This is a genomic window from Pseudothermotoga sp. (assembly GCF_031962025.1).
In the GTDB taxonomy this organism is placed as follows: domain Bacteria; phylum Thermotogota; class Thermotogae; order Thermotogales; family DSM-5069; genus Pseudothermotoga_B.
The window spans coordinates 104,486-123,940 of the sequence record NZ_JAVRKW010000006.1; the positions used below are offsets into that span (position 1 = coordinate 104,486).

Consider the following 19,455-nt stretch of genomic DNA (forward strand, 5'->3'; position numbering starts at 1 on the left):
ATGGATGTTCTTTCTTGAACCATACAGAAAAAAGTTTTTGGTGGTATCAGGAGAGTCAAGATGACAAAAGCAGAAAAAATCAAGCAAACTTTGCAACAGACTAAAGAAAAAAGAGAAAACCAGATACCTTTAGTGTACCAAGATAAACATGCTAAAGAGTGTAGGGCTGGATCGGTCCGAAATAATGCTCGTGGAGTGGCAGATCTCTGCCAGGATATTTGGGAGTAATTCCTGTATACTGGTAAGTCATACCATGTAAAAGCGGGAAACCCAATCTCTGATGGGAATCCTATCCCATTCATGGGATTGGGAGGAGGTCAACTTCACAGGCTTGACTTTTCATAATCAAAATAAAAAGCTTTAGAAAAACGGGTAAGTGCGAGAGAATGGAATAAGAGGCTTGGTTATTTGGTCATAAAAAAGGCAGGGGAAATCCCCTGCCTTATTTGAATCATTTTCCGGGATTTGGACCTGTATTTCCTGATCCATCGAGTTTTAAAACGTAAATATCTCCATTTATCGATCCAGCAACAATGTAGCCGTCATCAGAAGTCTGCTGAACGCTGTAAGCTTCATCATCATCTTCATTGCCAAATGTCTTTTCCCACTGAAGATTTCCATTTGAATCGAGTTTCAAAACGTAAACATCTTTCCACCCGGCTCCAAAGGATTCTGTGCTTCCAGCAACAATGTATCCGCCATCTTTTGTTTGTTGAATACTGAAAGCCTCGTCATCCTTGCTCCCACCAAATGTTTTTTCCCATTGTATATTTCCATTTGAATCGAGCTTTAAAACGTAAACATCTTTCCCTCCAACTCCAGAAGATCTTGTACTTCCAGCCACTATGTATCCACCGTCTTTTGTCTGTTGAATACTGAAAGCCACGTCACTATCGCTCCCACCAAATGTTTTTTCCCATTGTAGTTTCCCATTTGAATCGAGTTTTAGAATATGAACATCAAATTTTTGAGCTCCATAGGAATATCCAGCCACGATGTATCCACCATCTGTGGTTTGCTGTATGCTCGTTGCCATATCATCATCACTTCCACCAAATGTTTTTTCCCATTGTAGTTTCCCATTTGAATCGAGTTTTAGAATATAAACATCAAATCTTCCAGCTCCAGAAGATCTTGTGCCTCCAGCCACAATGTATCCACCGTCTTTTGTTTGCTGAACGCTGAAAGCTCCATCGTTATCACTTCCACCGAATGTTTTTTCCCATTGCAGTTTTCCATTTGAATCGAGTTTCAAAACGTAAACATCTTCCCCCCTATCTCCAGAGAAGTATGTGTATCCAGCAACTATGTATCCACCGTCTTTTGTTTGTTGAATACTGAGAGCCTCATCACTGAATTTTCCACCAAACGTTTTCTCCCATTTCAGCTTCCCATTCGGATCGAGTTTCAAGACGTAAACATCATCTTCTCCAGCTCCAGAGGAGTATGTGTATCCGGCAACTATGTATCCACCGTCTTTTGTTTGCTGAATACTTAAAGCTCGATCACCTTTGGTACCGCCGAATGTTTTTTGCCAGACCTGAGTACTACCATAGCTACTGACTGCCAGTAAGATCATTATCAGCAGAAAAACTCTTAGATACTTTTTCACGGTATATCCCCCCTTGATGGTTGAGTTAGGACAATTATATATCAATTATTTCAAAATTGTCAAAAATTTCAAATGAGAGATTGATCTTTAGCCTTGCTATATAATTTTGCCTGATGAGGTGGTATCGTGCAAAAGATAAAGAAAACTTTCACAGTGACTGGTATGACATGTGCAACGTGCGCAAAAACCGTTGAAAGGGCTTTAAATAAAATTGAAGGTGTAGAATTTGCCGCAGTTAACCTGGCTACTTCAACGGGTTTTATCGTTGCAGAAAAAGAAATTCCCATCGAAGTGATTAAAGCCGCTGTTGAGCAAGCTGGTTATGGCATATCAACTCAGCCCTTAGAGGAAATAGAAAAGAAAAGATACACAGCTTTTAAAAGAAATCTGATACTGGCATGGGTTGCAACTTTGCCACTTGCACTGATGATGCTGTATCACATGCTGATAAGTCCTGTGAATTATTTTGTCTGGTTTGAGATTTTTATGGGAGGTTTTGTTGTTTTCTTTGTTGCAAAAGACACTATAAGAGGTGCATGGATTGCTCTTACACATAGACACACCAATATGGATACGCTTATATTTTTTGGTTCAGTTGCGTCATGGCTCACCGCAGTTTTGGAAGTTGCTGGTCTTCCTGTCATGTCCTTTGGCAGTATAGGTGCGATGATCGTAGCCTTTCACATAACTGGAAGATTTATAGAATCTCACCTAAGAGATCGAGCAAGTAAAGAGATTAAATCGCTTTTGAAACTTCAATCAAAAGAAGCACGTGTTGTAACGGAAAAAGGTGAGATCACCGTGCCGCTGGAAGCAGTAAAAGAAGGTTTGATCGTGTCGATCCTTCCATCTGAAAGAATACCTGTTGATGGTGTTGTGATCTGGGGAAAATCTTCGGTTGATGAATCGGTTATAACTGGAGAATCGATACCAGTTCACAAAAAAGAAAACGATGAAGTGATAGGTGGTTCTGTTAATCTGACAGGTCCTTTAAAAGTGAAGGTGACCAGGGTTGGCGAAGATAGTTTTTTATCACAGATGATAAACTTAGTTCAGCAAGCTCAGGGCTCAAAAATACCTATTCAGGCGCTTGCAGATAGAATTACCATGTGGTTTGTACCAGCGATAATATCACTGGCAGTTACAGGTGCTGTTTTGTGGTATTTCAACTTTGAAAAATTCGTACCTTTTCTTGATAAAATGAGCAAGATCTTCCCGTGGGTTATGAGCACGGTAGAGCCTTTCAATTTTGCAATTTTTGTGTTTGTTGCAACGATAGTTATAGCCTGCCCGTGTGCTCTTGGGTTAGCCACTCCGATGGCTCTTGTTACTGGAACAGGACTTGCCGCGAAAAAAGGTCTGTTGATAAGAAATGCCGAGGCTATTCAAACTTCTAAGGATGTAAAAGTGGTGTTGATGGATAAAACAGGTACTATTACTGAGGGAAAGCCAGCAGTAGTACAGCACAACCTTGATGAAACTACCTTGAAAATAGTTGCAAGTATAGAAAAAAAACTCAAATCATCCGCTTGCCAAGGCTATATCTTCTACGGTCAGAGATTTTTTTGAGATAAAAGATATCGATGAGATAGTTGGTGAAGGAGTTAGAGCAAAAGTCGGCAAAGATGAATACTTTGTTGGAAGGCCGGTGAATATGGATCTGTATGAAGACTTTTACACACAAGGAAAGACAGTAGTTGAAGTGAGAAAGAATAATGATATTGTGGGATTTCTTGCCATAGAAGATACTATAAGAAGTGATTCGAAAGAAGCAGTGAACAGGCTTAAAAAAATGGGAATAAAACCGGTAATGGTAACGGGTGATAATCAGATAACAGCAAGGGCAGTGGCGAATAAAGTTGGCATACAGGAGGTTCATTTTGATGTTAAGCCTCAGGACAAGCTTGATATAGTGAGAAGATATCAGGCTAAGGGATTGAAGGTTGTCATGGTTGGTGACGGTATGAACGATGCCGGTGCTTTGAAAGGTGCAGATGTTGGGATTGCCGTTGGCAGTGGAACTGATTTGGCGATCGACAGCGCGGATGTGATCATAATAAACGGTGGTATATCCAGGATAGTTGATGTAATAGAAATATCCAAAAGGACTTTCAAAATCATAAAACAAAATCTTTTCTGGGCATTCTTTTATAATATTATAGCTGTACCAAGTGCAATGGCAGGGCTTTTGCATCCAATTATCGCTGAAATTGCCATGGCTTTGAGTTCTATAACTGTGGTTTTGAATTCACTTAGAATAGAAAGATCTTAAAAAACCACCTTCAGCTTTTTTATTATTTTTCCACTTCTTACTACGAGTACAGTTCGGTTTTCCATTGCAATCCAATCATCACTCATTGGTTCTGAACAGACGACAAACCCATTTTTGTCAGTGTACCAGAGCGTGTAATAGTCCTGGTTTGTGCTGTAACCACAGTAGACAACAAGATCGTTTTTATTCATCATCAAAAAATTCATGCCTGTGTGTCTGTAATTTTGAGCCACATATTTTATTTTCTCTAAAAGCTCTTCGTAAGAATTGAATTGCCTGACTTTTAAAAAATAAGAGTACGTATCACTTTCAATGAAATGGAACGGTATGTCGTATATAGTTCCATTGTGACAAAAGGCTTTTCCCTGGTTGTCTATGAAAGGATGAAGTTGCAGGAAGGTAACTGGTAGATGATCTGATGCCTTTCTTGCATGAAAGATACCGGCTTGCGCTGAAAATGATGGCAGATCTTCTTCATATACTGGTTTTGGTGAGCGATAGTAAATCACTTCGCCGTCTTTTAAGGCGTAAACTCCCCACCCGTGGTTGTGGGGAGCGCCTTTGCCACTTTGAGCCATCAACTGTAAGTGTTTGAAAAACACATCCACGTTCTGTTCTTTTTCAAAGGAAAAACCAATCATTCTGCACACAGTCATCACCAAAAATATGATACAACAAAAATCAATTATTTTTGATCATATTCTTAATCGCTTCAATTGCTTGTTCTGTGGTCATATTTCTTATATCTACACCAATGTGTTTTGACCTGTCGAAATTACTCGCTTCAAAGGCATCTCGATACATCTTTTTTTGCATTGCTGGATCACAGCCCGCTACATAGAGTTTCTCTATCTGTTCATCTTTTGTCAATGTCTTCAGATAGACATCTCCGTCATCTGCACAGAGCTGTGGATGGAGTGCCACGAAATCGACCAGTTTTTCTCTTCTTATGGCATTGAGCACTTCAAAAATATTCATCTGGTGAAACGAAGGACATGTACCCTGACAAACACACAGCAACAATCCTTTTTTACCCATGGACTTTCACCTCCGCCGAATAGGATATCGCGCCGTAGTCACAGAGTTTTTGACAGCCTCTGCAGAACTCCACGCATTCAAGTGGGTTGGTAACGACAGGCTTGCCGTCCTTGATCGTGTAAACCCCGTGAGGACAAAAGTTTGCACAACTCAGACATCCGGCGCACTTGCTGTAATCAATGACTGGATACCAGTTTTTTGCCATATTATCTCCTCCCCTTTATTCTCCAGCGATTTTTTCCGCCAGGTCTATGAGTTCAAGAACTCTTGGATCTTTTAGGACAATTCTTTTTCTCTGACCTTCTCTTTTTAGTTCAATAATTCCAGAATTCTGTAAAATGGCTATATGTCTTGATATGGTCGTTTTATCGATGTGGTTTGCGGCTTCAAGATCACACATACAAAGATTCTGTTTTGCTATCTGTTTTATGATTTCAATTCTCCATTTACAAGCCAGTGCCTTGAAGATTTGTTCAATGTGCACAATTTTCCTCCTTTCATTGTTGTACAATTATACAACTATTTTTACGACAGCATCTTGAAGTTGTTTTTAATTGATTGTAAAAGTGAAGATGAAAGTGAGAATCAGCGTCTGTTTTTCACGCAAGATTTCTAACACAGGCAAATAAAAAATGGTCGGGGCGACTGGACTTGAACCAGCGACCTCCTGCTCCCAAGGCAGGCGCGCTAAGCCGTCTGCGCTACGCCCCGACACAAACCACTGAATATATTACCACAAAGACAAAACTTATCAAGACGGCAAATGTTCAAAGACCTTGAAAATTGTTTGACAAAACACGATCAAAGTTTGCCAACGAGAATCCCAAAAACCTCTGGACCGGCGTGAGCTGTTACCGCCGGACCTACCCTTGCCAGATCGTTGCACCTACCGATCCTGTTGATTATCTTTTCAAGGATTGGTCTGGTGGTTTCAATGCCATATCCGCCGTAGAGCATATACTTTTTCTGTTTGCCCAAAAAGTTTTTAATCAACTCGACCATTTTTTCTACCAGATCGTTCTCGCTTTTTGCAGTTGCTATTTTGTAAATCTGACCCTCTTCATCTATTGAAAGAATAGGTTTGAGATTCAGTATTTTACCGACAAATGCACTGAGTTTGCCTATGCGCCCACCTTTTTTGAGATACTCCAGTGTATTTAGAACAAAGAACATGGTAGAATCTCTGCTGTATTGATCAACTGTCTGTTGAGTTATCTTTTTGTTGTTCAAAAGATCTTCTATTAACCGATTCAAAACATAGAAAATCTTCCCACTAACTCCGCGAGAATCATAGACATCTACTTTTTTTGATAGGTTGAAGTTTTCCACAACTGTTTTGACCATGTTGAAAGTTCCGCTGAGTTTCTGTGATAGAGTGAGTACAACAACTTTGCTGTGGTTCTTGCAGAGGTTCAACAACAGTTCAGCGGTTTCTTTCAAGTTGGGAAGAGATGTACTGACCCTTTTTCCTTCGATCATGAATTTGTAAATTTGTTCTTCGCTGATGTCAAATCTGTCTTTGTATTCTTTTTCATCCACGTACAGTCTCAGAGGAAGAATATATACTGGCATGGACCATTTATAGTCCCTGGGCCAGTCCATACTGCTGTCCACCACTATGGCAAAGTCCACCTTTTTCACTCCCTATTTCCACAGAACCGACTTTGGTATGAAGGCTTTTGCCGTTTTGTTTGGATCTACAAGCTGACTTATTTGAATGTCTACTACAAGGCTTGCAAGCATGTATGCATCTACTGTCGAGATTTTTAACATATCTGACAGAAAACTCACCGCTTGAGCAGTTACTTCTATGATGGCTTGTTCTATGTCGGGCAATGAAACAACTATGAAGTATCCTTCTTTTGTTTCTATCATAGGCCATTGTGTTTTTTGATCAACGATATCTACCATTACCATCACTTTTGCACCAACTTCGCAGGCAGAAACGCATACCTCTCCATCAGCCATCAGGGCATGTACATCTCCCAAAGCAAGAAGAGCACCTTCCTGGAATATTGGTAGGTACAGCGTGCTTCCCGTTTTGATCTGCTTTGTGTCCATGTTTCCTCCGTGCTTATGTGCTGTACCTGTTGGAAATTCGTCCTTATTTGGCGCAACTCCTATGACACCTATCATTGGATCAACTGGGAGTCTGAGATTGCCAAAATGGATCAATCCGTCATCGATCTGAAGAATCTTGACTTTGAATCCTTTGGTCAATTCTGGCAGAACCCCAAATCCTTCTTCGGAAACTATCACACCTTTGTCTGCAATTTCTATGTCCAGAATTTTGATTTTCAGAGTCTTCCCAGCAGTTGCTCCTTTTACAAAAACAGGACCTGTGGCTGGATTGACTTTTGAAAAATCCAGATTTGCCGTGTCTTGTTCAGTTTTTATTTGTCCACCAAGGGCATCCAGAGTTTCAAAAACAATTACTTCTCCTGGTTCAACGGTTTCGACTGGTGTCATCACAGGTGAAAAGGCATAGATAACTTCAGATGAACAGATTTTTTTCATCAACATTCAGCGCAGTCAACTCCATCTTCTATAAGATGGAGAATGTGCTGTTCCCTCCTTTCTAACATCAATGTTTTTGCTTTCTCTAAAAGCCGTAAGTTTGTCCATTTTATTTTTTGTCTTCCCCCTGTGAATATTTTTCTTTACCCCAGAGTTCTTCGAGCCTTTTTTTGATGTTCACTTCTTTTCCTATTTCCTTGGGCACATAAATTTTGATTTTTTTGAGCTCATCAGGCATATAGCTTCTTTTCACAAAACCCCCGACCTCATGTGGATAGACATATCCGTCACCATAGCCGGCGTTTTTCATCAATTTTGTCACAGGATTTCTCAAAAAGAGTGGAACCTGAACACTGGCTGATTGCTTGACCACATTTTTTGCCGTCTCGACAGCCAAGTACACTGAATTGCTCTTTGGCGCTGCTGCAAGATATATCACAGCTTGAGCGAGATTGAGTATACACTCAGGCAGTCCAACGTATTCAACTGCCTGAGCCGCTGAAACTGCAACAAGCAGTGCCATAGGTTCAGCCAGACCGATATCTTCACTGGCAAGGATTATCATTCTCCGTGCTATGAACATTGGATCTTCTCCGGACTCAATCATTCTTGTCATGTAGTAAAGAGCAGCATCAGGATCGCTGCCCCTCAAACTTTTTATGAACGCAGAGGCAAAATCATAATGTTCTTCAGATCTATATCCCTGCGGTTTGTAACCTGTGCTTGCCTGCAAGATTTTTAAATCAAGTGTCTTCTCATTCATGGCTTTTGCCGTTTCTATTGCCATTTCAAGTGTATTCAGTGAAAAGCGCGCATCACCCTGAGAAAGCTGAGCAATTGACTCAAGCACTTCTTCGGTGACTGATATACCGTAATCTGCTATTTTCTGATCGACTATCAAGGCTCTTTTCATTATTCTCACCAAATCTTCGTTGGAAAGGGGTTTAAGAAAAATCACTCTGCACCTTGACAATAAAGGTGGAATGATTTCAAAGGATGGATTTTCAGTTGTAGCACCTATAAGTGTTATTGTTCCATCTTCCACTTTGGAGAGTAACAGGTCCTGCTGGGCTTTGTTGAGACGGTGGATTTCGTCTATGAAAACCACAGTCTGCTTACCGTACCTTTTCATTTCCTGTGCACGATTCATGGCTTGCTTGATCTCAGCGGCACCATGAAGGGCTCCACTGAATGAGTAGAATTCGGCATTTACGTATTTTCTTATGAGTTCGGCGATAGAACTTTTCCCACAACCAGGTGGTCCATACAGGATGCAAGAAAATATACTCCCTTTCTCAAGGGCTTTGCGCAATATTCCGTCTTTTCCCATTACATGTTGCTGGCCGATCAAATCATCCAGATTTTTTGGTCTGACTCTTTCTGCAAGTGGCTTGTGCTCGTCTACCAACTCAAGCCCCCCAAAAGACGGGTTATCCGTCATGTTTTGAAGAACTCAACAGTTGCCGCCAATCCTTCTAAGAGTGTTGTCTGTGGAGTCCAGCCTAATTCCATTCTCGCTTTTGTTGGGTCGAGTGTGCTTTTTCGTATATCTCCCTTTCTTGGAGGAGCATAAACAGGTTGTTTTTGATAATGTGTTATCTGCGCAAGCATTTTGAAAAGTTCATTAACAGAAGTCCCGATGCCCGTGCCTATGTTGTATATACCGCTGACATTTTCATTTAAGGCAAGCAGGTTGGCACGAACGACATCTTTCACGTATACATAATCTCTCACATATTCGCCATCTCCAAAGATGGTAACTTCATCATTTTTTAGCATTCGTGAAGAAAATATGGCAACAACGCCTGCTTCTCCGTTTGGATCCTGTCTGGGACCGTAGACATTGCCATACCTTAGAGATACATAATTCAGGTTCTTTTCTTTTTTGTAGAATTCAAGATACATCTCCACTGATCTTTTGGCAATTCCGTAAGGAGACACGGGGTGGGGCACAGTTGTTTCATCTGTGGGTATTGGTACATCTTCTCCGTAAATTGCCCCACCGGTTGAAGAAAAGATGAATTTTTTCACACCGTATTTCACGCTTTTTTCCAGTAGAATCAGGCTCCCGATGATGTTTACCTTAGCATCCTTTGCGGGTTCTTTCACAGAAATACTCACGCTTGCCTGAGCAGCAAGATGAAACACAAAATCAAATTTGTGGAGCATGAAAACACGTTCCATCATCTCTTCGTCTTCAACGCTCTGCTGGTAAAACAAAACATTTCGGCTCAGGTTTTCCACTTTTCCAGTGGAGAGATTGTCAACCACAACCACTTTGTGACCCTCTTGGATTAGTGCATCCACTATGTGCGAACCTATGAATCCAGCTCCGCCAGTGACAAGAATATTTGCCACTATCAGTCACCCTCTTCTTCTTCCTCTTTTTCTGTTTCTGCCGCTTTTATGTCTTCAAGTACTTCCTGTGGAAGTTGTTCTACATTGACCAATTTTCTGCTCTCTTCAATGAATTTTCTGAGTTCTTTTGACTTGGATTCATCAAAATCGATGATCAATTTGTAAAATTCCTTTACTCTCTCACGGGCTCTTGCCGTCAGATAATGCGACAGGTGTTTTGAAATCTTTTCGGATATATCCATTGGCACTCCAAGTACGTAATAGAAGAAATTACAGATTCTTTGCTGCAGAACGCGCATGATCTGAGCCTTCCTTTTTCCTTTGTTTGTCAAGACTATGAGTCCGTACTTTTCGTATTCGACATAACCCAGATCTGCTAAGCGTCTGACGGCGTTTGTCACGCTTGGAAGACTCACCCCTACCTTACGAGCAATTGTGCTGATTCTGGCGGCTGGTTGTCTTTGCTGAATTTCGTAAATGATGGTCAGGTAATCCTCAAGTGCGGGTGTTAAGATTTTCTTTCTGCCCCTTGCCATAATCTTACCTCCTTTTGTACTGATCGAAAAATGTCCTTACCTTTTTTATATCCTGCCAGGTGAGATCCTTAGGAGATCCTTTCTCCTTAGAAGGATTCCTCAGCAGGAAGCTTGGATGAAACATTGGAAAAAGTTTTTTGCCACCTTTCCAATCGATTTCTTTGCCTCTGTACTCGGTGATGGAAATGTTCTGGTTGAGAAAGAAAGATAAAGCCGTACTTCCGAGCGGAACTATTACCTGTGGATCTACGATCATTATCTGTGCAAGAAGAAAATGACCACAGGCTTTCTGCTCCTCTGCTTTTGGAGTTCTGTTGTTGGGTGGTCTGCATTTTACGATGTTGCATATGTAGACATCTTCACGGTTGATGTTGACTGACTCGAGAATTTTCGTCAAAAGTTGCCCGGCTTTGCCTACAAATGGTCTTCCTGTTTTATCTTCTTCTTCGCCGGGTCCTTCACCAACAAACATTATTGGAGCATACAAACTACCTTCACCAACAACAACATTAGAACGGGTTGTATAAAGCTCACACGCCGTGCACTTACTGACTCTATCAGCGATTATTTGCATAAGCTGTTCTCGAGTCATCTTACATTCCTCCTGAAAGTAAAACACTGTTTCATCTGGATATACATTTTTTATTTTACCACAAATACTATATTTTAGTCTTGCAAATCAAGTTTAAAGTTCAACTAATGTAGATGGAAAAATCTATGCGGGGGTTAAAAATAGTCGGTACTACAGTTTTCCCATTAAATCAATGAGTAATTCAACATTGTGGAAACCAAACAATTTTCCGGCTTCACGATTTGGAAAATTTCTCAGTATTTGTTGATATACCTTCTGAACAAGGCTTTTTTTACAATAGATCCATGTTCCCCACGGAAGTTTCCCGATTACCACCGAAAGTCCCAGTGGAAACATGAGCAAATCGACAACACAGAGAAACTCATCATCACTATCACATTCCACCAAGCCCAGTTTGAATTTTTGCTCAATTATCTGAATTTTTGATAGTATATCCGAAAGTCTTTTAATGTCTTTCACTTTGCCGAACAGTATGACATCAAATACCTCTTCGAGCGTGTGCTTAGCCAAAAATCTTGCCAGATACTCTGTTTCTTCAGATCGAGCCGTTTTCAAAAAGCCGGTATCAGTGACAAGTGCAACCGCAAAACAAAACAGGACTTTTTCATCCAATTCTGTTTTTTCACTCAAGTCATAAAGGTTCATCACATTTGCTGTTCTGTGTCTGATATGCGCAAAATCTGCTTTATTCACAAATTCCAGGCAACAATCGGTGTGATGGTCAAAAACCCTGTAGTTGCTAACACTGAAAGGTACCTTCTTTGGGTCACACGTATCGTACACGTAGAAACAATGTACCCTCTCTGGAATGAAGTTTTTGACACCGAATTTTTTCATCAAATTTAAGACCGTTGAATCCGGGTTATCGACGTAGATGCCCCCGCCTATCGTTTGATATCCCCAGTAGGCGCTTGCAAAACTGTCTGCGTCGGCATTAACATGCGTTACATGCAATACTGGTAGCTCACCACAGTGCCGATTGATCAGGATGCACCTTCTTTTTTCTCAGTCTTTTGAGTTTTTCTGAGCTGACAACTCTCAGTTTATCTTCAAGTTCGCTCTTGGTTACTATGACATCGAGTACTTCTTTAGCTCTTTGAACGATGTCTTTGGGAAGACCTGCTATTGCAGCAACTTCAATGCCATAGCTTTTATCGGCTATTCCATCGATCACTTTGTGCAGAAATACCACACCGGATTTTTCTTCGACCACCTGTATGGTTTTATTCTCAATTCCTTCGTACATCTTTGCCAGTTCCGTCAGCTCGGTGAAGTGCGTTGCAAAAATACACTTACAGCCAAGTTGATTGTGTATGTATTCGGATACTGCCCAGGCTATGCTTATACCATCAAAGGTGCTCGTTCCTCTGCCAACTTCATCGAGCACGACCAGACTGTCTTTAGTGGCTTGGTGGATTATCTTTGCCACTTCATTCATCTCGACCAGAAAAGTACTCTTACCAGATGTTATATCATCACGTACACCCATTTTCGCAAAAATTCTGTCAAAGATTGGCAGGATAGCCTCATCTGCGGGAACAAAACTACCAATCTGTGCCATCAGAGCAATTAAAGCCACCTGACGTATGAATGTCGATTTGCCACTCATATTCGGTCCGGTCAGTATCACAAAACTTTTCGACTGATCCATCTGCAAATCATTTGGAACGAAATTATCCACGAGTCTTTCTACCACTGGGTGTCTTGAGTTTTTCAAGCGCAGTGTTCCGTTGAATTGAAATTTCGGTTTTGTATAGCCATACCGCACAGCGGCATAAGCTAAAGCCGAAAGAACATCAACACAGGCAAGAAAATCAGCCAATGCCACGATCGATTCTATCTTCTCCGCGATCGTTGAACAGAGTCCATCATAGAGTTCTTTTTCACGTTTTTCGAGTTTTTCCTTGGCTGTCAGTATCTTTTCTTCGAATTTTTTCAATTCTTCTGTGACAAACCTTTCGGCATTCACAAGGGTTTGCTTTCTGATGTAATCTTTTGGAATTTTGGAAAGATGCGATTTGGTTACTTCTATGTAGTAACCAAAAACTGTATTGTAACCCACTTTCAAATTTGGTATACTGGTTCTCACTCTTTCCTGCTTTTCAAAGTCCTTTAAAAATTCCTCGGAATGGTAAACGAGTTCTCTGAGATCGTCGAGTTCTTTATCATAACCGACCTTTACCACTCCGCCTTCTCCTAAAACCGAAGATGGATTTTCTTCAATTGCCTGTTCGAGTTTTTGATGAAGATCTTCAAGACAATCTATCTGAGCCATTTGTGCAAAATGTTCGTTGCTCAAAAGTGCCTCTTTTATGTATGGGCAAACAGAAAGAGTGCCGCGCAGTGCGACGAGATCTTTTGGTGAAGCTTTGCCGTAACGAATTCTGCCTGCTATTCGCTGAATGTCTTTAACAGAGCTCAGATATTCTCTGACTTCATTCAATAACAACTGGTCGTTGACCAGAGCCTCGACTCTGTTCAGCCTTTCTGATATTCTGTCGATATCTCTCAGAGGTTGTAAAATCCAGCTTTTCAAGAGCCTTGCACCCATAGGAGTTCTGGTGAAGTTGAGTACATCAAACAGGTTTTTACCCTTTTCACCCGGAAGCAATGCGAGATGCTCTATGGTTCCTGGATCGAGAAAGATGCAGGATTGATCTCTGAGAATCTTCGGTGGCTTTAAAAACACGTTGTTTGCCATCAATGTAAAACGAAGGTATCTGATAAGCGCGCCGAAAGTTTGCAAATTCTCACCAAGTTCGAAGTGGTCTATGGTCGATACACCAAAGGTTTCTGCAATGTCTTTTTCAATGTTGACACTGCTCAGATGCCAGTCTGAAAGCGGTTCTATCATGATGTTTTTGAGTCTTTGTTCCAACTCGTTTTTCAGTGATGGTTCACAGAGTATCTGAGAAACTTTCGTAGATTCAAGAAAATCCAGTGCTGTTTGAAGATCATCAAATGCCGCCGCAAAACTCTCACCGGTTGAAACATCCACACCTGCAACTGTATATCGATCGGGTTTGCACAGTGCAACAAGGTAGTTATTCGATTCCTGCTCGAGCAACTCGTCCTCCAGGATCGTACCCGGCGTGACTATTCTGGTGACCTCTCTTTTGACAAGTCCTTTTGCTACAGCGGGGTCTTCGAGCTGATCGCATATCGCGACCTTGTAACCTGCTTGCACGAGTTTTTTGAGATAAACGTTAAGTGCGTGATACGGAACACCTGCCATGGGTGCACCTTGCCGGTGAGTTAATACAAGATCGAGCACCTTTGATACCAACTGTGCATCTTCAAAAAACGCCTCGTAAAAATCACCGAGGCGGAAAAGTAAGATCGCGTCTTTGTACTTTGATTTTATTTGTGTGTATTGCTGCATCATTGGTGTGAGCTTCAAGTGATCTCACCTTCTTTTTGGTTCAATCACCCTATCTATCAATCCATAATTCAGAGCTTCGTATGCATCCATGAAAAAGTCCCTATCGGTGTCTTTCTCTATTCTTTCAAATGGCTGACCTGTTTTTTCGCTGAGTATGCTGTTTATCAGATTTTTTATTCGAAGAAGTTCCTTGGTGATTATTTCGACGTCTTTAACTGGTCCCTCAGCACCACCGAGTGGCTGGTGGAGCATTATTCTGGCATTTGGCAGTGCAAAGCGTTTCCCTTTCGTGCCACTTGCGAGAAGCACGGCAGCCATTGAAGCAGCCTGTCCCACACAGATCGTTGTCACATCGCATTTCACATATTGCATTGTGTCATAAATTGCAAGTCCCGCGGTTACCGATCCTCCGGGACTGTTTATATAAAGCTGGATATCTTTGTCTGGATCTTCAGCTTCGAGAAACAAAAGCTGTGCTACAACCAGATTTGCCGTGTGATCGTCTATTGGATAGCCAAGGAAAACTATGCGATCTTTCAAAAGCCTTGAATAAATATCGTAAGCCCGCTCATATCTACCGGTGGACTCTATAACGGTTGGAATGAGCTGATCATTTATCTTCATGTTTTTCTTCCTCCTTCTGGAACTGTTCAGGCTTCACATCTGTTATCTTTGCTTTGGTGAGAATCAAATCTGCCACCTTTCTTTTCAACAATTCCCAGCGTACATCATCGGAAATATCCTTGCGAGATTTTAAGATCGATCTGGCTCTCTCGACGGAAATTCCCCATGCAACTGAAAGATCCTGTGCCTGTGCCTCCACTTCTTCATCGGTTACCTTTAAATCGTTTTCCTGTGCGACTTTTTCTATCGATAAGGTTCTCTTGAGATCAGTGAGATAGTAATTCTTGAGCGCTTCTTTGAGCTTTTCAGGATCGTTGTCGTGATCTTTGAGCAGTTTTTCGTACTCTTCTTTATCCTGTCTGATCTTTTCAAATGCCCGCTCTACAAGTTCATTCAATGTGCGATCTGATATGAGCAGCTCAGATTCACTTGACAGTATATCGATCACTTGATTTTGAAGAAACTCTTTCATATCTTTTTCGTAGAGCTCAGACCCTTCTTTTTCAAGTGCGTCTTTTAGCTGCTGAAGAGTTTCATATTCTGAGCTAACTGCTTTTGCAAGTTCATCAGATATATCAAGCAGTTTTCTTTTGTTCACCTGTTCGATCTCGATTCTGTAATGATAGACTTTGTCCTTTCCAAAATCTCTATCAAACTCGACTACATCCCCTGCCTTTTTTCCCACCACTTCTGTGACAATGGGTCTGTCGTCTTCTTTGTAAAGCACATATTCACTGACTTTACCATCCATTATCGTTTTTCCATCTGTTGTTATTGTCACCTTTGCTCTGACCATATCCTCATAGTCGGCTGGACCTTCCTTGGGTTCCAGTATTGCGTGGAATTCCTGTAGCTCTTTGAGTCTTCTTTCAACATAACCGTTCAGAATTGACGGTTTATCGAGCCTTTTTAATTCAAATTCTTCAAATGGTTTTATCACTATTTCTGGTTTTTTGTGAATCTGCAGGACTAACTTTGCACCATTCTCGCTGATCTCAAAATCTTCCAGAATGGGTGATAACAGTAGCTCTTCATATTCACTTATCTGGTTGATGGCTTTTTGCCAGAGCACTTCGAGTATTTCGGATTTTATAGTCTCTGGATAACGCATTTTCAGTAAATACTTTGGTGCTCTTCCTTTTCTAAATCCAGGAATATCTACCCTATCTGCAACTTGTTTAATGGCGAGTTCCTCGGCATCCAAAACTTCTCTCTGGTCGAAAATGTATTCGTAGATCACCAGATTCTTTTCCTGCGTTCTGACATTTGTTTGCATTTTATAACCTCCTCATTTGTTCTACACTAAATTATAACACGACACAAAAAAAGCAGGCTTTCGCCTGCGAACCTGGCTGGGAGGGGAGGACTCGAACCTCCACCGGCGGATCCAGAGTCCGCTGTCCTACCATTAGACGACCTCCCAATGCCAACTAATTATATCATCAGATTTGATAAATGGTCAAGATCATTGTAGAATCAACAGCACACTGCTCAAATCAGTTGAGCCGGGTGCCGGGTGCTGTTCTACAACAACACCTGAACCTTTTATCTGTATGTTTTTCACTCCAATATCATTCAGAATGATGAGAGCATCTCTCAAACTCATACCTCTTAAATCCGGGATGACTCCTTTGGGATAGCTGATCGGTCTTTGCTTGGACAATTCGTTCAATTTCTTGACAGTTGATGCAAAAACAGGAGCTGCAACTTCTCCAGCGAGATATTTTTCTGCCGATGGCTCATCGATGTACACAATCATGGTGTACTTTGGATCTTCATACGGAAAGAAACCGACAAAGATTGAGGTGTACTTTCCCTCGCCCGAAGCTATTTTCTGTGCAGTTCCAGTTTTGCCTGCGATATTTATCCCGGCAACCTGTGCCCTGATTCCAGTACCTTCCTCTACTACCTGCCTAAGTATCTTTGAAACTTCATCTGCGGTCTTTTCGCTTATGACACTTTTCTTTTTCACTTGGCTGTTTTCGATTATAGTTGGATAAACATATTCACCTTTGTTTGCGATGGTATTGAAAGACGCTAAAAATTGTAAAGCCGGAGTTCCTATACCATGACCGATGGAAATCATAGCAAAATCAATCTTCGACCATTGCTGGGGTTTTCTAAGAACACCTGATATTTCACCGGTTATTTCCACACCTGTTTTTTCGCCTAATCCGAATTTCTTGAGCCAATCGTAGTATTGATAAATTCCCAGTTGATTTTTGATTTTTTCGGCAATCAAAATGGTTGCGGTATTGCACGAAACAACAAGTGCTTTTCTGACATCGACCTTTCCATGTGCTTCAAGGTCCTTCACAGTTATATCAAGTTCTGGTACGGGTTTTATGCTACCGGGGCAATCAAAGGTGTCGTTCAGATCGATCAAATTGTTCTGTAGAGCTATTGAATAAACAATGGGTTTTATGGCAGATCCAGGTTCAAAGTATCCCATGATTGCGTCGTTCCAATCTCTTGTAGTAGCCATTGCTCTGATTTTACCTGTTTTTGTTTCCATTATGATTATCCCGCCGGCAAGCGCTTTATTCTTTTCAACAGCTTCTTGTATCTCTTCGTAGCAGATTCTCTGGATATCCAAGTCGATGGTCAATTTTACATCTTGCCCATCAACCGGTTTTATTATCCTTTCTATCTTTGGCGATAGTGTGACAAACCCCTGATACTTGAGAAGAAGTTTACCATCACTCTTTTTTGAGAGCACATCTTCCAGTTTTTCCTCCACTCCTCCCACTCCATGTCCATCGATGACTCTTCCAAGAATTCTGTCAAGACCAAAGTCTTTTACCTGTTTTCTTGTTGTAATCATCTGTATGGACACATACGGCATGAGAGAAGTTGGAATTCTCGTAATGATCGAGTCACGGTCTTTCTGTTCAGTTAATTTCACAAAATTCGGTCCATTGAGTACCTCATCAACGGTCAGAGAGAGATTGAAATTTTTCAGCAGAAGTGATAATTGGGGAGATAGTTTTTCAGAATACTGCGATTTGAGAAATCGAACATCCAGATAAGCAACGTATGAAATCTGATCAACAGCACAGAAACGGCCATTTGTGTCGAGTATTTTGCCACGCATTGCAGGCACGCGAATACTCCAACTTGATGGAGTATACGCTGCAACTCCACGAAAGCAAAATGACGCAATCATCCAGATTGCCGCAACAACTGCTATGAAAATTATCCTTCTTGCGCGATTACTTTTCATGCTCCCCTGTTCTTACAAGTTCATGACGAGCAAGCGTCAAAGACTGCTGGTTCTCAAGTTGCTCAATCTGCTGTTGAAGTTCTATGATTTTCATTTCCAGAACTCTGTTCTGCTGTGATAGCTGGGCAGAAAGCCTTGCAAGTTGCACTACGGGGAACACTATTGCAGTTGTTACTGCGATGAAAAGAACAAGGAGAAGCACTTTGCTCAGGTCAAAAACAGCGGTACGTGTGATAACCCTTGAACTTCGCTTCGCTTGAGCTCTTGCGAGGGCCAAACCCCCTCCTCCTTTCACTTTCGCTCCGCTACTCTCATTTTTGCACTTCTGGCTTTAAAGTTATTGGCTATCTCCTGTTTAGTTGGTGTAACTGGTTTTTTCGTTATTACTGTCAGATACTGATTTGATCTGAAACTTTCTTTTACAATTCTGTCCTCCAGAGAATGAAAAGATATAACTACAATCCTCCCACCAGAACACAGCAAATCTGGAGCGTATGACAAAAATCTTTTCAAATTTTCGAGCTCGTTGTTTACCGCAATTCTTATCGCCTGAAAGACCTTGGTTGCAAAATGCCTTTTTCGTGCAACTTTTTCCGATTTTGGTAGGGCTTTCGCCACCACCTCAGCAAGTTCTTTCGTCGTTCTTATGGGTCTGTTTCTGACAACAAAACTTGCTATTCTTCTTGCAAAACGCTTTTCTTCAGCATACTCAAAAAACAACCTTCTGAGTTGTTCCTCTGTCCAGAAATTGACAACATCATAAGCGGTCAATTTCTGGGTTCTGTCCATGCGCATATCGAGTGGACCATCCATAGAAAACGCAAAACCACGCTCGCTATTGGTAAGCTGCAGCGTGGACATACCAAGGTCCATGAGTATTCCACTAACTGATGATACTTTCAACTGCTCTAATACGTCTTTTGCATCAACGTATGAAGATTTTACTAAGTACAGTCTTTTTTGTTTTTCAAATTCACTCAGTCTTCGCTTCGCTAACTGCAGCGCATCCTCATCAACATCAAGACCGATGACCACGCTGCCTTCAATATTTGTGAGAATTGCTTCTGAATGTCCACCTGCGCCCACGGTACAATCAAGAAACACTCCGTTCAAATTACCAAAATAATGTAGTACCTCTTTTGCCATGACTGGAACATGTATCCACTCCACTTACACCGCTCCGCTACCAATGGTGCTATTATTATATTGCCAAATATCGCAATCTCCAAACGAGAATGCATCACAAGAAAACGTTTTCTAACTCGCATGTTAACAGTATTTTCGATATGTTGTCTATAAGT

18 protein-coding genes, 2 tRNA genes and 1 pseudogene are annotated in these 19,455 nt (G+C 41.3%); 1 reads left to right on the plus strand and 20 read right to left on the minus strand.

From position 1 onward, the window contains the following. Positions 1-451: 451 nt before the first annotated feature. Positions 452-1,612 (minus strand): outer membrane protein assembly factor BamB family protein, encoded by a 1,161-nt coding sequence (locus AC4E92_RS06545; RefSeq protein ID WP_490239791.1) that lies wholly within the window; start codon positions 1,610-1,612, stop codon positions 452-454. A 162-nt stretch (positions 1,613-1,774) separates the two neighbouring features. Between AC4E92_RS06545 and AC4E92_RS06550 the strand changes: the two are divergent. Continuing rightward, positions 1,775-3,884 (plus strand): annotated as a pseudogene (locus tag AC4E92_RS06550) (heavy metal translocating P-type ATPase). Here the strand turns inward: AC4E92_RS06550 and AC4E92_RS06555 are convergent. The 19 genes from AC4E92_RS06555 to rsmH all read right to left on the minus strand — a co-directional run bounded on the left by AC4E92_RS06555 (position 3,881) and on the right by rsmH (position 19,324). Further along, positions 3,881-4,525 carry a class II glutamine amidotransferase gene (locus AC4E92_RS06555; RefSeq protein WP_490239792.1) on the minus strand — a complete coding sequence of 215 codons (645 nt, stop codon included), beginning with the start codon at positions 4,523-4,525 and terminating at the stop codon, positions 3,881-3,883. The pseudogene AC4E92_RS06550 and the gene AC4E92_RS06555 sit on opposite strands and share 4 nt — an antisense overlap. Positions 4,526-4,565: 40 nt before the next feature. After that, positions 4,566-4,922: a heterodisulfide reductase subunit A-like protein gene (locus AC4E92_RS06560; protein ID WP_490239793.1), complete on the minus strand. Its 357-nt coding sequence runs from the start codon at positions 4,920-4,922 to the stop codon at positions 4,566-4,568. After that, the gene (locus tag AC4E92_RS06565) at positions 4,915-5,127 is read right to left on the minus strand and encodes a 4Fe-4S dicluster domain-containing protein (protein ID WP_490239794.1); all 213 of its coding nucleotides are present in this window, start codon (positions 5,125-5,127) and stop codon (positions 4,915-4,917) included. The genes AC4E92_RS06560 and AC4E92_RS06565 overlap by 8 nt, the downstream gene beginning before the upstream one ends. Before the next feature lie 15 nt (positions 5,128-5,142). Beyond that, positions 5,143-5,406, minus strand: coding sequence for an ArsR/SmtB family transcription factor (locus AC4E92_RS06570; RefSeq protein ID WP_490239795.1), 264 nt, complete (start codon positions 5,404-5,406; stop codon positions 5,143-5,145). A 149-nt stretch (positions 5,407-5,555) separates the two neighbouring features. Beyond that, positions 5,556-5,633: transfer RNA gene (locus tag AC4E92_RS06575), tRNA-Pro, on the minus strand. 90 nt (positions 5,634-5,723) lie between these two features. Beyond that, entirely contained in the window at positions 5,724-6,554 is an 831-nt protein-coding gene (locus AC4E92_RS06580; RefSeq protein ID WP_490239796.1) for a DegV family protein, read from the minus strand. A 12-nt stretch (positions 6,555-6,566) separates the two neighbouring features. After that, positions 6,567-7,445 carry an acetamidase/formamidase family protein gene (locus AC4E92_RS06585; RefSeq protein WP_490239797.1) on the minus strand — a complete coding sequence of 293 codons (879 nt, stop codon included), beginning with the start codon at positions 7,443-7,445 and terminating at the stop codon, positions 6,567-6,569. Between the two features lie 103 nt (positions 7,446-7,548). Beyond that, complete coding sequence (locus AC4E92_RS06590; RefSeq protein WP_490239798.1) at positions 7,549-8,847, minus strand: replication-associated recombination protein A; 1,299 nt, start codon at positions 8,845-8,847, stop codon at positions 7,549-7,551. A gap of 29 nt (positions 8,848-8,876) precedes the next feature. Then, positions 8,877-9,797 (minus strand): SDR family oxidoreductase, encoded by a 921-nt coding sequence (locus AC4E92_RS06595; protein ID WP_490239799.1) that lies wholly within the window; start codon positions 9,795-9,797, stop codon positions 8,877-8,879. A gap of 2 nt (positions 9,798-9,799) precedes the next feature. Continuing rightward, positions 9,800-10,333: a metal-dependent transcriptional regulator gene (locus AC4E92_RS06600; RefSeq protein WP_490239800.1), complete on the minus strand. Its 534-nt coding sequence runs from the start codon at positions 10,331-10,333 to the stop codon at positions 9,800-9,802. Positions 10,334-10,337: 4 nt separating this feature from the next. Then, positions 10,338-10,925, minus strand: a complete 588-nt coding sequence (locus AC4E92_RS06605) for a uracil-DNA glycosylase (protein WP_490239801.1) — start codon at positions 10,923-10,925, stop codon at positions 10,338-10,340. Positions 10,926-11,075: 150 nt separating this feature from the next. Further along, positions 11,076-11,879 (minus strand): DHH family phosphoesterase, encoded by an 804-nt coding sequence (locus tag AC4E92_RS06610; RefSeq protein ID WP_490239802.1) that lies wholly within the window; start codon positions 11,877-11,879, stop codon positions 11,076-11,078. 10 nt (positions 11,880-11,889) lie between these two features. Further along, positions 11,890-14,325 (minus strand): DNA mismatch repair protein MutS, encoded by a 2,436-nt coding sequence (gene mutS / locus AC4E92_RS06615; RefSeq protein WP_490239803.1) that lies wholly within the window; start codon positions 14,323-14,325, stop codon positions 11,890-11,892. Positions 14,326-14,331: 6 nt separating this feature from the next. After that, a complete protein-coding gene (gene clpP / locus AC4E92_RS06620; protein WP_490239804.1) occupies positions 14,332-14,931 on the minus strand; it encodes an ATP-dependent Clp endopeptidase proteolytic subunit ClpP in 600 nt (199 codons plus the stop codon). Then, positions 14,918-16,207 carry a trigger factor gene (locus AC4E92_RS06625; protein WP_490239805.1) on the minus strand — a complete coding sequence of 430 codons (1,290 nt, stop codon included), beginning with the start codon at positions 16,205-16,207 and terminating at the stop codon, positions 14,918-14,920. Before AC4E92_RS06625 ends, clpP begins: the two co-directional genes overlap by 14 nt. 73 nt (positions 16,208-16,280) lie before the next feature. Next, positions 16,281-16,354, minus strand: a tRNA-Gln gene (locus tag AC4E92_RS06630). 42 nt (positions 16,355-16,396) lie between these two features. Then, positions 16,397-18,154 (minus strand): penicillin-binding protein, encoded by a 1,758-nt coding sequence (locus tag AC4E92_RS06635; RefSeq protein ID WP_490239806.1) that lies wholly within the window; start codon positions 18,152-18,154, stop codon positions 16,397-16,399. Next, positions 18,144-18,431, minus strand: coding sequence for a hypothetical protein (locus AC4E92_RS06640; RefSeq protein WP_490239807.1), 288 nt, complete (start codon positions 18,429-18,431; stop codon positions 18,144-18,146). Before AC4E92_RS06640 ends, AC4E92_RS06635 begins: the two co-directional genes overlap by 11 nt. Before the next feature lie 14 nt (positions 18,432-18,445). Further along, positions 18,446-19,324: a 16S rRNA (cytosine(1402)-N(4))-methyltransferase RsmH gene (gene rsmH, locus AC4E92_RS06645; protein WP_490239808.1), complete on the minus strand. Its 879-nt coding sequence runs from the start codon at positions 19,322-19,324 to the stop codon at positions 18,446-18,448. Positions 19,325-19,455: the final 131 nt, after the last annotated feature.

Excerpts from the sequence above, each read along its gene's own strand:
- AC4E92_RS06555 (WP_490239792.1), bottom strand. The coding sequence starts at position 4,525 with ATGATTGGTTTTTCCTTTGAAAAAGAACAGAACGTGGATGTGTTTTTC.
- AC4E92_RS06560 (WP_490239793.1), bottom strand. The coding sequence starts at position 4,922 with ATGGGTAAAAAAGGATTGTTGCTGTGTGTTTGTCAGGGTACATGTCCT.
- AC4E92_RS06565 (WP_490239794.1), bottom strand. The coding sequence starts at position 5,127 with ATGGCAAAAAACTGGTATCCAGTCATTGATTACAGCAAGTGCGCCGGA.
- AC4E92_RS06585 (WP_490239797.1), bottom strand. The coding sequence starts at position 7,445 with ATGTTGATGAAAAAAATCTGTTCATCTGAAGTTATCTATGCCTTTTCA.
- AC4E92_RS06600 (WP_490239800.1), bottom strand. The coding sequence starts at position 10,333 with ATGGCAAGGGGCAGAAAGAAAATCTTAACACCCGCACTTGAGGATTAC.
- AC4E92_RS06605 (WP_490239801.1), bottom strand. The coding sequence starts at position 10,925 with ATGACTCGAGAACAGCTTATGCAAATAATCGCTGATAGAGTCAGTAAG.
- clpP (WP_490239804.1), bottom strand. The coding sequence starts at position 14,931 with ATGAAGATAAATGATCAGCTCATTCCAACCGTTATAGAGTCCACCGGT.
- AC4E92_RS06625 (WP_490239805.1), bottom strand. The coding sequence starts at position 16,207 with ATGCAAACAAATGTCAGAACGCAGGAAAAGAATCTGGTGATCTACGAA.
- AC4E92_RS06635 (WP_490239806.1), bottom strand. The coding sequence starts at position 18,154 with ATGAAAAGTAATCGCGCAAGAAGGATAATTTTCATAGCAGTTGTTGCG.